This window comes from Aestuariivita sp. (genome assembly GCF_021404545.1).
Lineage (GTDB): Bacteria > Pseudomonadota > Alphaproteobacteria > Rhodobacterales > Rhodobacteraceae > Aestuariivita.
Map to the genome: position 1 here is coordinate 47403 of NZ_JAAWWD010000040.1, position 13871 is coordinate 61273.

Annotated in this window: 17 protein-coding genes and 1 pseudogene; 10 read left to right on the forward strand and 8 right to left on the reverse strand. The window is 63.2% G+C overall.

The features are described 5' to 3' along the window. The first annotated feature begins 11 nt into the window (after positions 1-11). The 4 genes from purL to grxD all read left to right on the forward strand — a co-directional run bounded on the left by purL (position 12) and on the right by grxD (position 3085). Positions 12-2171, forward strand: coding sequence for a phosphoribosylformylglycinamidine synthase subunit PurL (gene purL / locus HEP69_RS13850; RefSeq protein ID WP_290559139.1), 2160 nt, complete (start codon positions 12-14; stop codon positions 2169-2171). Positions 2172-2239: 68 nt separating this feature from the next. Then, entirely contained in the window at positions 2240-2476 is a 237-nt protein-coding gene (locus HEP69_RS13855; protein ID WP_290559140.1) for a BolA/IbaG family iron-sulfur metabolism protein, read from the forward strand. 4 nt (positions 2477-2480) lie between these two features. Then, positions 2481-2726 (forward strand): hypothetical protein, encoded by a 246-nt coding sequence (locus HEP69_RS13860; RefSeq protein ID WP_290559141.1) that lies wholly within the window; start codon positions 2481-2483, stop codon positions 2724-2726. Next, entirely contained in the window at positions 2723-3085 is a 363-nt protein-coding gene (grxD, locus tag HEP69_RS13865) for a Grx4 family monothiol glutaredoxin (RefSeq protein ID WP_290559142.1), read from the forward strand. Before HEP69_RS13860 ends, grxD begins: the two co-directional genes overlap by 4 nt. 393 nt (positions 3086-3478) lie before the next feature. On the opposite strand, the pseudogene HEP69_RS13870 reads toward grxD, so the two are convergent. Then, a pseudogene (locus HEP69_RS13870) lies at positions 3479-4151 on the reverse strand (SDR family oxidoreductase). Between the two features lie 26 nt (positions 4152-4177). On the opposite strand from HEP69_RS13870, the gene HEP69_RS13875 reads away from it, so the two are divergent. Then, positions 4178-4510, forward strand: a complete 333-nt coding sequence (locus HEP69_RS13875) for a LysR family transcriptional regulator (protein WP_290559143.1) — start codon at positions 4178-4180, stop codon at positions 4508-4510. Position 4511: 1 nt separating this feature from the next. Continuing rightward, the gene (locus HEP69_RS13880) at positions 4512-5057 is read left to right on the forward strand and encodes a LysR substrate-binding domain-containing protein (RefSeq protein ID WP_290559144.1); all 546 of its coding nucleotides are present in this window, start codon (positions 4512-4514) and stop codon (positions 5055-5057) included. Here the strand turns inward: HEP69_RS13880 and HEP69_RS13885 are convergent. Continuing rightward, positions 5036-5452: a cell division protein ZapA gene (locus HEP69_RS13885; protein WP_290559145.1), complete on the reverse strand. Its 417-nt coding sequence runs from the start codon at positions 5450-5452 to the stop codon at positions 5036-5038. The genes HEP69_RS13880 and HEP69_RS13885 overlap by 22 nt on opposite strands. Then, positions 5452-5955, reverse strand: coding sequence for a hypothetical protein (locus HEP69_RS13890; protein ID WP_290559146.1), 504 nt, complete (start codon positions 5953-5955; stop codon positions 5452-5454). The genes HEP69_RS13885 and HEP69_RS13890 overlap by 1 nt, the downstream gene beginning before the upstream one ends. Before the next feature lie 248 nt (positions 5956-6203). On the opposite strand from HEP69_RS13890, the gene tkt reads away from it, so the two are divergent. Beyond that, positions 6204-8225 (forward strand): transketolase, encoded by a 2022-nt coding sequence (tkt, locus tag HEP69_RS13895; protein WP_290559147.1) that lies wholly within the window; start codon positions 6204-6206, stop codon positions 8223-8225. 3 nt (positions 8226-8228) lie between these two features. On the opposite strand, the gene HEP69_RS13900 is transcribed toward tkt, so the two are convergent. Continuing rightward, a complete protein-coding gene (locus HEP69_RS13900; protein ID WP_290559148.1) occupies positions 8229-8927 on the reverse strand; it encodes a YafY family protein in 699 nt (232 codons plus the stop codon). Between the two features lie 102 nt (positions 8928-9029). Between HEP69_RS13900 and HEP69_RS13905 the strand changes: the two genes are divergently transcribed. After that, on the forward strand, positions 9030-9200 hold the full coding sequence (locus HEP69_RS13905) for a hypothetical protein (RefSeq protein WP_290559149.1): 171 nt from the start codon (positions 9030-9032) through the stop codon (positions 9198-9200). On the opposite strand, the gene HEP69_RS13910 is transcribed toward HEP69_RS13905, so the two are convergent. Then, the gene (locus tag HEP69_RS13910) at positions 9201-10178 is read right to left on the reverse strand and encodes a DUF808 domain-containing protein (RefSeq protein ID WP_290559150.1); all 978 of its coding nucleotides are present in this window, start codon (positions 10176-10178) and stop codon (positions 9201-9203) included. A 193-nt stretch (positions 10179-10371) separates the two neighbouring features. Here HEP69_RS13910 and gap point away from each other — a divergent pair, with 193 nt between their 5' ends. After that, on the forward strand, positions 10372-11370 hold the full coding sequence (gap, locus tag HEP69_RS13915; RefSeq protein ID WP_290559151.1) for a type I glyceraldehyde-3-phosphate dehydrogenase: 999 nt from the start codon (positions 10372-10374) through the stop codon (positions 11368-11370). Positions 11371-11517: 147 nt separating this feature from the next. Next, the gene (locus HEP69_RS13920; protein WP_290559152.1) at positions 11518-11661 is read left to right on the forward strand and encodes a hypothetical protein; all 144 of its coding nucleotides are present in this window, start codon (positions 11518-11520) and stop codon (positions 11659-11661) included. Between the two features lie 103 nt (positions 11662-11764). On the opposite strand, the gene coaD is transcribed toward HEP69_RS13920, so the two are convergent. The 3 genes from coaD to HEP69_RS13935 form a co-directional block, all read right to left on the reverse strand. Further along, the gene (coaD, locus tag HEP69_RS13925; RefSeq protein WP_290559153.1) at positions 11765-12259 is read right to left on the reverse strand and encodes a pantetheine-phosphate adenylyltransferase; all 495 of its coding nucleotides are present in this window, start codon (positions 12257-12259) and stop codon (positions 11765-11767) included. A gap of 129 nt (positions 12260-12388) precedes the next feature. Next, positions 12389-12823 (reverse strand): CBS domain-containing protein, encoded by a 435-nt coding sequence (locus HEP69_RS13930; protein ID WP_290559154.1) that lies wholly within the window; start codon positions 12821-12823, stop codon positions 12389-12391. Positions 12824-12892: 69 nt separating this feature from the next. After that, entirely contained in the window at positions 12893-13789 is an 897-nt protein-coding gene (locus tag HEP69_RS13935) for a LysR family transcriptional regulator (RefSeq protein WP_290559155.1), read from the reverse strand. Positions 13790-13871: the final 82 nt, after the last annotated feature.

Consider the following 13871-nt stretch of genomic DNA (forward strand, 5'->3'; position numbering starts at 1 on the left):
ACGACTGAGACATGCAGGAACCGGCCATTACGCCCGAGCTGATCGAGGCCCACGGGCTTAAGCCTGATGAGTACGAGCGGATCCTTCAGATCATCGGTCGCGCGCCGAGCTTCACCGAGCTGGGCATCTTCTCTGCCATGTGGAACGAGCATTGCTCGTATAAATCCTCCAAGAAATGGCTGCGCACCCTGCCCACCGACGGCCCGCAGGTGATCTGCGGCCCGGGAGAGAACGCGGGCGTCGTGGATATCGGCGACGGACAGGCGGTGGTCTTCAAGATGGAGAGCCACAACCACCCTTCGTATATCGAGCCGTTCCAGGGCGCGGCCACCGGCGTCGGCGGCATCCTGCGCGATGTCTTTACCATGGGCGCGCGGCCCATCGCGTCGATGAACGCGCTGAGTTTTGGCGAGCCCGCGCATCCCAAGACCCGGCAACTGGTGCATGGTGTGGTCGAAGGCATCGGCAGCTATGGCAATTGCTTTGGTGTGCCCTGCGCGGGCGGCGAGGTGCGGTTTCACCCCGCCTATAACGGCAATTGTCTGGTCAATGCCTTTGCCGCCGGTCTTGCCGATGCGGACAAGATCTTTTACTCCGCCGCCTCCGGCGTGGGCATGCCGGTGGTCTATCTGGGTGCCAAGACGGGGCGTGACGGCGTCGGCGGCGCCACCATGGCCAGCGCCGAGTTCGACGACACGATCGAAGAAAAACGCCCTACCGTGCAGGTCGGCGATCCCTTCACCGAAAAACGTCTGATGGAGGCCACGCTGGAGCTGATGCAGACCGGTGCGGTGATCTCGATCCAGGACATGGGGGCGGCGGGCCTCACCTGTTCGGCGGTCGAGATGGGCGACAAGGGAGATCTGGGCGTGCGTCTCGACCTGGAGAAGGTGCCGGTACGCGAAGAGGCCATGACCGCCTATGAGATGATGCTGTCGGAAAGCCAGGAGCGCATGCTGATGGTGCTGCGCCCCGAAAAGGAGGCCGAGGCCAAGGCGGTTTTCGACAAATGGGATCTCGATTTCGCCATCGTCGGCGAGACCATCGCCGAGGACAGGTTCCTGGTGATGCACAACAACAGCGTCAAAGCCGATCTTCCCCTCAAGGCGCTGTCGGGCAACGCGCCCGAATATGATCGCCCCTGGGTGGAAACGCCTGCAATCGAGCCGCTGGCGGATGTTCCGCAGATCGATCCCATCGACGCGCTCAAGGGTCTGATCAGTTCGCCCAACTATGCGGCCAAACAGTGGGTCTATGAGCAATACGACACCATGGTCATGGCGGACACGGCCCGCACACCGGGGCTTGGCGCCGGGCTGGTCCGGGTGCATGGGACCGACAAACTGCTGGCCTTCACCTCCGATGTGACGCCGCGCTATGTCAAAGCCAACCCTGTCGAAGGCGGCAAACAGGCGGTGGCTGAGGCCTATCGCAACCTCATCGCCGTCGGCGCGCGGCCGCTGGCCAGCACCGACAACCTCAATTTCGGCAATCCGGAGAAACCGGACATCATGGGCCAGTTCGTGGGCGCGATCAAAGGCATCGGGGCGGCCTGTGCAGCACTTGATATGCCCATCGTGTCAGGCAATGTCTCGCTTTATAACGAGACCGACGGCCAGGCGATCCTGCCCACGCCCACCATCGGCGCCGTGGGGCTGCTTGACAATGCCGAGGAGATCATCGGCTCAGAGGTGCGCGACGGGCATGTCGCGCTTGTGCTCGGCGAGAGCGCCGGCCATCTGGGCCAATCCGCCCTGTTGGCCGAACTGTTCAACCGCGAGGATGGAGATGCCCCCGCCGTCGATCTGGAGGCCGAAAGGCGCAATGGCGAATTCATTCGCGCCAACCGCCAGCATATCAAGGCCTGCAACGATCTCTCCGATGGCGGTCTGGCGCTGGCCGCGTTCGAGCTGGCCGAAGCCGCGGGCGTCGGCGTCTGCCTGGATGCCGAAGACACCCCCACGCTTTTTGGCGAGGATCAGGGCCGCTATCTGATCGCGTGCAATTTCGATCAGGCCGAGGCGCTCATGGTCGCCGCCGGTCAGGCCGAGGTGCCGATTGCCAGCGTCGGCCGCTTCACCGGCCAGTCCGTGCGCATGGGCGGATCGGAGACCGATCTCGACAGCCTCGCGGCACTTTATCGTGGCGCTTTTGCACAGGCATTGGCCTGACCCCGTCTTGCCTTAAACCTACGGGCAGATTACATCATTAATCCAAGCCAAGGACCGGAGCACAGATCATGCCTATGCACGCCCGACAAATCGAAGACCTGCTTCGCGAAAGCTTTCCCAACGCCCGGATCGTGGTCGAGGGCGAGGACGGTGTGCATATGTCCGCCATGGTCGTCGATGAGAGCTTTCGTGGCAAGAATCGGGTGCAGCAACAGCGCGCCGTTTACGCCGCGCTCAAAGGCAAGATGGACGGCCCCAGCGGGGAGTTGCACGCGCTGGCTCTGACCACCCGGGTTCCGGACTAGATCCGTGGATATCGTCGCCATCACGCTGCTGTCACTCGCGATCGCCCTGGTCGCGGTGATCACTGGCGCAGTGGCGTTGAAACGCACAAAAGGCACCGAGCGCGGCAGCCTTCCGGGCGAGGGCGATCACGTGATCGAGGCCGATTACAGCTCGGGCGCGGGCGGGGGCGGGCATGCCACCACCTACACCATCCCACGCGATCCACAGGAATACGCAAAAAGATTCGTCCCAAGGGAGAAACGGAAATGACTGACGCATCCACCCAGATCAAAGAAACCATTACCGCCAATGATGTGGTGCTGTTCATGAAAGGCACCAAATCCATGCCGCAATGCGGCTTTTCCAGCCGGGTCGCGGGCGTTCTGAACTACATGGGCGTCGAATTTGCCGATGTGAACGTGCTCAGCGACGATGGCATCCGCCAGGGGATCAAGGATTTCTCCGACTGGCCGACCATCCCGCAGCTCTATGTCAAGGGCGAGTTTGTCGGCGGCTGCGATATCATCACCGAGATGACGCTGTCGGGCGAGCTCGACACGCTCTTTGAAGAAAACGGCGTGACCTATGACAAGGACGCCGCCGACAAGATCCGCGAAGCCAACGGCTGATCGGACCGATCCCGCGCCGCGCTCAGCGGCGCGGCCACAGATCGGCAGCCAGCAAGAGGGCCCTCTGCGCAGGCCAAGGCGCGCTTCAGGCAGGCAAGCTTGCCAAAATGGCGGACCTCTCCTTCACATCCCGGCCGGCGATCGTTCGACGGGTCGGCGAAGATAGACCGTAGGGCGGTGGATACCCTCACCTGAACTTCGGACGCGGATCTGCCACAAACAACGCCCGGCCCGCCATCGGATCTGCGCGAACCTGACCGCCCTGCCCCCCTGCGGGCCAAGAAGGGACAACACCAGCACGACGCAAACCTTACCGGGTGCTGTCTGACAGGCCGGGCCGCGCGCATCTGCGCGCCAAATCAATCCTGTGCGCGCAAAGCGCGCTCAATTGGATCACACCGACGCGGTCACCCCGCCGTCGATCCGCCAGGTCTGCCCTGTTACATAAATCCCTTCTGCGACCAGCCAGCCGACAAGCGGGCTCCCCTCATCGGTGTGCCCTTATCGGCCCATTGCGATCCGCGCCCGGCGATCCTCCGTCTCCGGCAAGGGTGTCGATGAAACCGGGCAGCACAGTGTTCATCCGCATATTCTCGGCGGCATATCTCTCGGGATAGAGCCTGGAAAAGGCTGCAAGACCCGCCCGAAACACGCCCGCTGTCGGGAACGGCGGGTCTGGCTCGAACGCCGCGGAGGCCGAGACGTTACTGATCGCTCCGCAGCTCTGGGCAATCAGGATCGGGGGGACGATCCGCGATGGGCGCACCACGTTCATCAAATAGACCTCCACCCCGTCATGCCAGTCCTCATCGGAGATATTCAGGATCGGGCCCTTTGGCCCGTGACCCGCGGTATTGACCAGAACGTCGATTCGCACCCAGGCCTCCATCGCGCCATCCAAAAGAGCCCACGGATCCAGGTTCGAGCCGGTCACCCCGATCCCGCCCAGATCCCTGGCCAGGGCCTCTCCCTTGCCTGACGAGGACGGAACGGCCCGCTCATGGCCATCTGCCGCCAGCCGCCGCCCCCATGCCCCTGCGGACGGCGCGCGCGGCAGTCTTGCTATGAAGTGACTGTAGAAAAACCGTTGTCATGACACAGGCTCCGTTGCCCCCGCTCAACGCCCTGCATGCGTTCGAGGCAGTGCCGCGTCTTTTGAATGTCCGGGCCGCAGCGGAAGAGCTGGGTGTCAGCCAAAGCGCGATTGCTCAGCAAACCCGGCTGTTGGAAGGACATTTGGGACTGCGCCTTTTTCACCGTCATCCGCGCGGGGTCACGCTCACCGACGCCGCGCGCGCCTGTCATCTGGCGGTGGGCGAAAGCCTGGGCGCATTGCGTCGCGGCACCGCGTCCGGCGCCGACCGGTGTAACCATCAGCGTCACGCCCAGCTCTGCCGCCAAATGGCTGATCCCGCGCCTGCCTGAAATGACCGCCGCTCTGCCCGGGATCGACCTGCACGTGGAGGCAACCGATCGCGTGACCGGATGTCACGGCGATGGCATCGATCTGGCGGTCCGGCAGGGTCAGGGACCGTTCCCGGCCTCACTTACCGCTACGCGGCTCTTTCGCACGGAGGTAATCGCGCTCTGCGCTCCGATCCTGATGCCGCCCGGAGCGGACCGGATGCCGCGCGATCTGTTTCTAAACCACACCCGCCTGCATGACAGCCATGAGTTGCAGGATCGTTATCTGGAGCTGGCGTTCGGTGCCGACACCGCCGAAAACCGCGCCGCATCGCTGCATTTCAGCTGGACGGCGCTGTGTCTGGATGCGGCGCAGGCAGGTCACCGGATCGCACTTGCCGCTCGGTTCCTGGTTGCGCGCGATCTCAGGGACGGCCGCCTGGTCCAGGCGCGACCGGATCGGCTGGAGATATCGGACGGGTTCCACCTTCTTGCGCCACGCCGTCTTGGCGCGTCCGCCCGCGCCTTGGCCCAATGGCTCAACGGTCAGGCAGAGTCCGGTGTTTGATCATCCCCTGCCTTTTCCTCCAATGACGCGGCCAGCGCCTCGGCGCGCGCGGCCAGCTCGGCCAGCGTGTCGGTGACGCTGTCGGGCACCACCGGCACTTCGATCCGCTCGGGCTCCGGCGCGGGCATGGCCTTGAGGTTGTCGATCTCGGCCTCCCGCTCGGCCAGTTTGGCTTCCACGACCTTGATCTTGTCCTCGACCGCTGCGGTCTTGTCGGCCAGCATCAGACCTGCCATCAGCAGCATCCGCGCCTCGGGCATGCGGCCGATCTGATCGGAGAGCACCTGCGCCTCGTCATCCAGCATCTTGGCGGCTGAGTGCAGGTATTGCTCTTCACCCTCCTGGCAGGCGACCTCGAAGCCGCGGCCGCCGATATGAATGGTCACTTCGGGCATCAGACCTCCTCCCCGTCTGGCAGATCGCGCACATTCTCCAAAAGCGGCACCAGTTGATCCATGATGGCACTTGCCTCGGCCACATCGGCGGCGCGTTCGGCGCGCAGCCCTTCCAGCTCGGCCAGCATCGCGCTATTGATCAGATGCGGCTCGCCCACCCCGGCCTCATTGGCCTCGCGCAGAGCCGCGTTGCTGTCGCGCAATTGTTGATTGGCCTTGCGCAGCCGCTGCAATTCGCGGTCCAGATCGGCCAGTTTCTCGGGATCGGGCCCGGCCGCCTGGGCCGTGGCCTCGGCCAGTTCCGCCGCATGGGCGGCTTTCAGCTTTTTGATGCGCTCTTCGAGCTGGGCTGTGACCAGCTTCTCTTCATCGAGTGCCTGGCGCAGCGCCTCTATCGCATCCGTATCGACGACCGGAGGGGCGCTTTGCAACGCCTCCGCCCCCTGGCCGATCCGCTCCATCGCGGCCATGATCCGGCGTTGCAGCTCGTCTATCTCGCTCATGCCCTGTCCTTTGTGCCCCTGGATGGTCCTGTTCATCGGATTTCCGCGCACCGTCGGGTCGAATCATACCCCACGCCACGCTGGTCGCAGTTTACTCAATGCATACAGGAAATGCGCCCCCTTTGCTTTCAAGGGTTTGAATGGCGCGGCTCATCCAGTCCATGAGCCGGGCGCCGCGAGGGCGCTTGATCTTTGGCCTGCGGCTGATATGCAGCGCCAAGCTTGCCCTCTGCCAAAGGAAGACCCCCGTGGACCTGACCGCCCTGCGCACTGAAAACCCCGATCACTGGTTCAAAGCCACCGCCATCCGCGCGCTGACGCTCGATGCGGTGGCCGCCGCCAAGTCCGGTCATTCCGGGATGCCGATGGGCATGGCCGATGTGGCCACCGTTCTTTATGGCAAACACCTGAAATTCGACGCTTCAGCGCCCGACTGGCCGGACCGGGACCGGTTCATCCTGTCGGCCGGGCACGGATCCATGCTGCTCTATTCCCTGCTGCACCTGACCGGGTATGCGGATATGACGCTCCAGCAGCTCAAGGATTTCCGGCAATGGGGTGCCTGTACCGCCGGCCACCCCGAATTTGGCCATGCCAAGGGGATCGAGACAACAACCGGACCCTTGGGTCAGGGCATCGCCAATGCCGTAGGTTTTGCAATGGCCGAAGAGATCCAGCGTGCCCAGTACGGGCGCAAGATCGTCGATCACCACACCTATGTGATCGCGGGCGACGGCTGTTTGATGGAAGGTGTCAGCCAGGAGGCGATCGCGCTGGCCGGACGGCAGGAGTTGTCAAAGCTCATCGTTTTTTGGGACAATAACAACATCACCATCGACGGTACCGTCGATATCGCGGATCGCACCGATCAGGTGGCGCGGTTCCGGGCCTCGGGCTGGCATGTGCAGGAAATCGACGGTCATGATCCGGCAGCGATTGATGCCGCCATAACGGCGGCCAAGACGACCCCGCAGCCCAGCATGATTGCCTGCAAGACCCATATCGCGCTGGGTCACGCGGCCCAGGACACCGCAAAAGGCCATGGGGCGCTGACCGATCCGGCTCAGCTCCTGGAGGCCAAGGCGGCCTATGGCTGGACCTGGGGACCGTTTGAGGTGCCCGACGACGTCAAAGCCGACTGGGAAGAGATCGGCCGCCGGGGCGCTGCCGCCCGCAGCGACTGGGAGGCGCGCTTTGCCACGCTTTCGGCCAGTCGCCAGGCGCAGTTTACCCGCGTTTACGCGCGCGAGGTGCCCAAGCGCCTCTCGGCCACGATCCGCGCGCTGAAAAAGCAGATGAGCGAGAGCGCCCCGAAACTGGCCACCCGCGCCAGTTCGGAAAAGGTGCTGGAGGTCGTCAACCCGATCCTGCCCGAAACCGTGGGCGGCTCGGCCGATCTGACCGGCTCGAACAACACCAAGACCGGCGATTTAGGCATCTTCACGCCCGAGACGCGCAAGGGCCGCTATGTGCATTACGGCGTGCGAGAGCATGGCATGGCGGCGGCGATGAACGGCATGGCGCTGCATGGCGGGGTGCGCCCCTATGGCGGCACGTTCATGTGTTTCACCGATTATGCGCGCCCGTCGATGCGTCTGGCCGCGCTGATGAAGATCCCGACGGTCTTTGTGATGACCCATGACAGCATCGGCCTGGGCGAGGATGGCCCGACCCACCAACCGGTGGAGCATCTGGCGATGCTGCGCGCCACGCCGAATATGCACGTGTTCCGCCCCGCCGACAGCATTGAGACGGCAGAAGCGTGGGAGCTGGCGCTGACCTCCAAGCAAACGCCGTCGGTTCTGTCGTTGACGCGCCAGGGCGTGCCCACGGTGCGCACCGAGCACAAGACCAAGAACCTGACCGCGCAAGGCGGCTATGTCCTCAAGGACGCCGAGGCCAAGCGTCAGGCGATCCTGATGGCGACGGGGTCCGAAGTGTCGATTGCCATGGCTGCGCGCGCGCTGCTGGAGGCCGAGGGGATCGGGACCCGCGTCGTCTCCATGCCCTGCTGGGAACTGTTTGAGGAGCAGGGCGAGGCGTATCGCAGACGCGTGTTGCCCGCAGGCCCCGTGCGGGTCGCCATCGAGGCCGGCGTGCGCTTTGGCTGGGATCGTTGGCTTTATGGCGAGCGGGGACGGCGCGAAAAGGGCAGCTTTGTCGGCATGCATGATTTCGGCGCCTCGGCGCCGGCGGACGTGCTTTACAACGAGTTCGGCATCACACCGGAGGCCACTGTCGCGGCGGTGAAAGAGCTGCTCGGGCTCTGAGTTTCAGCCCGAAAGAGCCGCGCTTGGATCGCTCCAGCCGTTCTGCTCCAGCCAGAGTGCCCTCAACGTGGCGCTTTGGCCCTGAAACCGCGCCTCCAGTACCTCGCAGCCCAGTATGCGGTCCGTGCGAAAATGGCGCAGCCCGTCGCGCAGCTCGCACCAGGCGCCCAGCATCACACATTCCAGATGATAGATCAGCGCGACAGGCCGTATGTCGCGCGTGGTCTCGTGCCCCTTGTCGTCGCGGTAAGTGAGGCGCAGCTTGCGCTCTTCGCGGACGGCCTGGCGCAGCAGCGACATCGGCACGCAGCCCTTGTCGGGATCGTCCAGCGGCGCCCCCCAGGGTGCGACCTGCAACCAATCCGCCGGGTCGTGCAGCGCCTCGATCTTGGCGCAGATGCGGCGCGCGGCGCGTTGCAACGCGATATCGCCCGTCCGGGTCAGCATCGACAGGCCGACCCACAGCGCTTCTACCTCTTCGCGGTCGAAATTCAGCGGCGGCAGGTCATAGCCCCGGCGCATCATGTATCCGACACCCGACTCACCTTCGATCGGGGTCCGCATCGCCTGCAACGCGGCGATATCGCGATAGATCGTGCGGGTCGAAACCTCCAGCTTGGCGCCCAGATCCTCTGCCCGCAGCGGCTGGTCCGCGGCGCGCAACAACTGGATGATTTCAAACAGACGATTTGAGCGGTGCATTACAAAACTCCCTGACGCTGCTGACACGTTAACACACGCCCCTGACACCTGTCTGTCAGGGGGGATGTGGTCTTCTCAGCCCACGACACAGAGGAGAGCACAATGTCTTACTATGATAACGCCGTCTTGATGAAACTGCGGCTTGGCCTGTGGGAACCTCAGCACACGCCGAAACCCTACGAGATCGAGGCCGAGTTGCTGGCGCAGGTCAGCGACACGGGCCCCAAACCGCGACAAAGGCGCCTCGGGGGTCTGTGGCGGTGGGCGCGCTGATCAATGGGGCGCGCGGGAGGTTTTGCCCGTCACGGCCTCATAGGCCGGGACCAGCAGGTTATGTGCAACCGGGATCAGCGCAAGGCCAAGGGCCAGCCCCAGAATGCCGTCCATCAGCGCGGTCGCCCCCCATTCCACAACGCCTTGGGCCCCTTGAGAGACGACATGGGCCAGGGTTTCGGCGATATGATGGATTGTGTCATAGAGCCAGGTCCAGCCCAGCACCTCAAGGCCGTGGATCAAGATCGACCCGCCGACCCAGAGCATCGCGGCCGTCCCGACCACCGTGAGCAACGTCAGGAGCTTTGGCATACCTCGCACCAGGGCGCGACCGGCGCCCCGACCCGCGCGGGTGAGCGCGTTCTGCGCCATCCAGAGCCCGACATCATCCATCTTCACGATCAGCGCAACCGCGCCATAGACAAAGGCAGTGACCGCAACCCCGGCAAGCGCCAGTGCGGCCGCCTCGAACCACAGGCTGGAGGCGTCGATATTGCTGAGAATGATGGTCATGATTTCCGCCGAGAGGATGAAATCGGTCTTGATCGCCCCTTTGACCCGCGTCTCCTCCAGATGAACCGGATCGCCCACATCCAGGTCTTCCTCGACATGTTTACTGCGGTGAGGAAAGAGCCAATGAAACACTTTCTCCGCCCCTTCAAAGCACAGATATGCGCCACCCAGCATCAAGAGCGGCGTAATCACCCACGGCGCAAACGCGTTCAGCGCCAAAAGTGCCGGCAGCAGGATCACGAGCTTGTTGAAAAGCGATCCGCGCGTGATTTTCCAGATGATCGGCAGTTCGCGCTTGGCCTCGAACCCGGTGACGTATTTGGGGGTCACGGCGGCGTCATCAATCACAACACCGGCGACCTTGGTCCCCGCCTTGGCCGCCTGAGCGGCCACATCGTCGATGGAGGTCGCCGCCACCTTGGCGATCGCGGCCACATCATCCAACAATGCCAATAGTCCGCTCATCGCCTGCCCTTTCGCCTGATTGACGCAGCTTAACGCATATCGGCCTCGATGCGATCCCATTCGTTAGCGCAATCGGAAAGAGTTTGCGCTACCACCTTCAAATTATGGCTCTTTTGCCCTTTTGAGGCAGGTCAGGCTTGTCTATACGCCGCCACAACACTCTGCCAAAACGCACGCGAAAGGAACCTCTGGGATGACCATCACTGTCGGGATCAACGGGTTTGGCCGTATTGGCCGGTGCACTCTGTCTCACATCGCCGCAAGCGGGCGTGACGATATCCGTGTGGCCAAGATCAATGCAACCGGACCGCTGGAGACAGCCGCACATCTGATCAAATACGACAGCGTGCATGGCCGCTTTCCGGGCGCGGCCACCGTGGGCGACGGCACGCTCGATCTGGGACGTGGGCCGATGCAGGTGATGTCGACCTACGATCCGTCCGAGCTGGACTGGTCGGGCTGCGATGTGGTGCTGGAATGCACCGGCAAGTTCAATGATGGCGACAAGGCGCGCGTGCATCTGGATCAAGGCGCGGGCAAGGTTCTGATCTCGGCCCCGGCCAAGAATGTCGAAAAGACCATCGTCTATGGTGTGAATGATGCGTTGCTGACAGCACAGGACCGGATGATCTCGAACGGGTCCTGCACCACCAACTGCCTGGCGCCCGTGGCAAAGGTGCTCAATGACGCCTTTGGCATCGAAAGCGGGATCATGACCACGATCCACGCCTATACGGGCGATCAGCCGACACTGGACCGGCGTCACAAGGATCTCTACCGCGCGCGCGCGGCGGCAATGGCGATGATCCCCACATCCACCGGCGCGGCCAAGGCTCTGGGCGAGGTGCTGCCCGAACTCAAGGGCAAGCTTGACGGGTCGGCCATTCGCGTGCCCACGCCGAATGTCAGTGCCGTGGACCTGACCTTTACCGCTGGGCGGGACGTGACCGCCGAAGAGGTCAATGCCGCTGTCAAATCCGCCGCCGAAGGGCGGATGAAAGGCGTGGTGGGGTACGAGCCCGCACCGTTGGTATCGATCGATTTCAACCATACCGAGGAAAGCTCGATCTTCGCGCCCGATCAGACCAGGGTCGTTGGGGGACGTCTGGTCCGGGTTCTGGCGTGGTATGACAATGAATGGGGCTTTTCGGTGCGCATGGCCGACGTCGCCGTGGCAATGGCCCGTGCCTGACCAAATGCGCTGATGTCGTAGGGCGGGATTTATCCCGCCCCCCCCGGACGGGCGGCGGGGTGAACCCCGCCCTACGGGCCGTTGCGCTTGAAGAGACCGGCCCGCTCAGGCATACCCGCTCAGAGCTATTCAACAGGCGCGCCGCCCATGACAAACCCCATCGCAGCCGTATTGGGCGCCCTGATCCTGATTGCGCTGGCCATAGATGTGGCCTTTTACGAGACCGAACATCTGTTGTTTCTGGCCCGCAAATTCGCCGATCTTCTGGAGTGGTTGGCCTTCTGGCGCTAGGATCTGCCCGGAGAACCGTGCAGAGCCAACGCCTCCCCCCCACAAATGTCAAACGCATGAGGGCCGAAAGCCCGCCTGCACCGCATCCGGCATCCGCATCCGCTTACCTGCCGAGGCGGTCTTTCAGCGCGGTATTGACCGGCGGGGTCACGAATTTCGATACATCCCCGCCCAGCCGTGCGATCTCCTTGACCAGCTTGGACGCAATCGCCTGGTGGCGCGCTTCGGCCATCAAAAAGACCGTCTCGATGCTGTTGTCCAGTGCGCGGTTCATGCCGACCATCTGAAACTCATACTCGAAATCCGCCACCGCGCGCAGACCCCGGATAATCACCTGCGCGCCCACATCGCGCGCGCAGTCAATCAGCAGGTTCTCGAACGGATGGGCAACGATTTCAGTATCGGTATGCTCGGACAACGCCGCGCATTCGCTTTCGATCATGGCCACACGCTCTTCCAGCGAAAAAAGCGGCCCCTTGTCGCGATTGATCGCAACCCCGATCACCAGGCGGTCCACCAATGGCGTGGCGCGGCGAATAATGTCCATATGTCCCAGCGTGATCGGGTCAAAGGTACCCGGATAAAGGCCGATGCGCATGGGGTCTTCCTTCATGTCCCTGATTTTGCCGCGCACGCAAACATGAACGGCAGATCAGTGCAAGGGCAGATTGGCAGGCCGTGGCCGGGTGGCTGCCTCACGGGCACATGGCCAAAGACGCTCTCGGGCTCAATGGCCCATGATCATCCCTTCCAGAGCGTTTTTTTCCATCGCCAGTTCCGACAGCCGGGCCTTGACCACATCGCCCAATGTGATCAATCCGATCATCCGTCCGTCCTCGACCACGGGCATATGCCGAAAACGGCCATCGGTCATGAGGCCCAGCACCTCATCGGCCCGCATCTCGACCGTGGCGGTGACCAGGTCCCGGGTCATGAAATCCGACACCTGCCGGGCCAGACAGCCCGCACCGGTCCGGGCCAGTTCGCGCACGATATCGCGTTCTGACAAGATGCCTTGGGCGGTCACGCCATCGGCCGACACCACCACGCCGCCGATACGGTTTTCGGCCAGAACGGCGGCCGCCTCCGACACCAGGGCACCGGGCTTGACCGTGAACACATCGGCGCTGGCCTTTGACTTGAGGATCTGTTGAACGCGCATATGGCCTCTCTCCGAAATAACCGTCCCTATCTCAAAGGGTTGCCATAATGGCACGACCTGTCAAGGATTTCACGCCTCGGCCTCGAGCCGGGCCACCTCATCGCGCAGTTCTGAGCGGATAATCTCCGACATCCGGGTGAGCCGGTCACTGCGCAGGTCGCTCTTGTGGCGCACCAGATAAAAGCTGCGCGTGAGGCTGATCTGATCGGGCAGCACCTTGCACAGATCGGGATGCGCAGACAGCGCGAAATCATGGGCGACGCACAGACCGTCGCCCTGAGCCGCCAGCCTGAGCTGCACCAGCACCGAATTCGACGCCAGCGCCAAGCGGTCGAGCTCCAGATCACGCAGATAGTCCAGCTCAGCATCGTAAATCATATCCGGGATGTAGCCGATGAATCGGTGGGCTCTGAGGTCCGCAATCGTCTCAATCGCCGGGCGGGCGCGCAGATATGGCCGCGCGCCAACGATGTGCAGCTTATAATCAGTGATCTTTTCGACGTGGAACTGCCCCGCGGTCGGCGGGCTGACGGTAATGGCCATATCCGCCTCGCGCCGGTTGAGATTGACCACGCGCGGCAGGGCGACGATCTGGATGTCGAGATCGACATTGGCCCGCGCCACGCGTGAGCAGACCCGCGAGAGCACGTAATTGGCACAGCCATCCGGCGCGCCGATCCGGATCTGTCCGGCCAGCGAATCGTCCGGACCGCTCAGCGCCTCGACACCCGCGCGCATCGCGCGCTCGGCCTCTTCGGCATGGCCGAGAAGGCGCTCTCCAGCGGCCGTCAGCAGATAGCCCTGGGGCGATTTCAGAAACAGCGCCGCCTCTATTGCCGCTTCCAGCCGCGCGATGCGGCGCCCCACCGTGGCCGGATCCATCATCAGCCGCTTGCCCGCACCCGACAGGCTTTCTTCGCGCGCAACACACAGAAATACACGCAGATCGTCCCAATGCGGATCCATGTCCCTCCCCCTATCCCGTCATTTCTGCAAAGTGTTTTTGAAATCTTGCCTCTGTTCATTGGATTATTGCAAGCCTATCGTT

Bases quoted from the DNA above. Each gene is read 5' to 3' on its own strand.
- HEP69_RS13900 (WP_290559148.1), bottom strand. From the start codon at position 8,927: ATGCACCGCTCAAATCGTCTGTTTGAAATCATCCAGTTGTTGCGCGCC.
- coaD (WP_290559153.1), bottom strand. From the start codon at position 12,259: ATGCGCATCGGCCTTTATCCGGGTACCTTTGACCCGATCACGCTGGGA.
- gap (WP_290559151.1), top strand. From the start codon at position 10,372: ATGACCATCACTGTCGGGATCAACGGGTTTGGCCGTATTGGCCGGTGC.
- HEP69_RS13855 (WP_290559140.1), top strand. From the start codon at position 2,240: ATGCCTATGCACGCCCGACAAATCGAAGACCTGCTTCGCGAAAGCTTT.
- HEP69_RS13890 (WP_290559146.1), bottom strand. From the start codon at position 5,955: ATGAGCGAGATAGACGAGCTGCAACGCCGGATCATGGCCGCGATGGAG.
- HEP69_RS13920 (WP_290559152.1), top strand. From the start codon at position 11,518: ATGACAAACCCCATCGCAGCCGTATTGGGCGCCCTGATCCTGATTGCG.
- HEP69_RS13875 (WP_290559143.1), top strand. From the start codon at position 4,178: ATGACACAGGCTCCGTTGCCCCCGCTCAACGCCCTGCATGCGTTCGAG.
- grxD (WP_290559142.1), top strand. From the start codon at position 2,723: ATGACTGACGCATCCACCCAGATCAAAGAAACCATTACCGCCAATGAT.
- purL (WP_290559139.1), top strand. From the start codon at position 12: ATGCAGGAACCGGCCATTACGCCCGAGCTGATCGAGGCCCACGGGCTT.
- HEP69_RS13935 (WP_290559155.1), bottom strand. From the start codon at position 13,789: ATGGATCCGCATTGGGACGATCTGCGTGTATTTCTGTGTGTTGCGCGC.
- HEP69_RS13885 (WP_290559145.1), bottom strand. From the start codon at position 5,452: ATGCCCGAAGTGACCATTCATATCGGCGGCCGCGGCTTCGAGGTCGCC.
- HEP69_RS13930 (WP_290559154.1), bottom strand. From the start codon at position 12,823: ATGCGCGTTCAACAGATCCTCAAGTCAAAGGCCAGCGCCGATGTGTTC.
- HEP69_RS13905 (WP_290559149.1), top strand. From the start codon at position 9,030: ATGTCTTACTATGATAACGCCGTCTTGATGAAACTGCGGCTTGGCCTG.
- HEP69_RS13910 (WP_290559150.1), bottom strand. From the start codon at position 10,178: ATGAGCGGACTATTGGCATTGTTGGATGATGTGGCCGCGATCGCCAAG.
- HEP69_RS13880 (WP_290559144.1), top strand. From the start codon at position 4,512: ATGACCGCCGCTCTGCCCGGGATCGACCTGCACGTGGAGGCAACCGAT.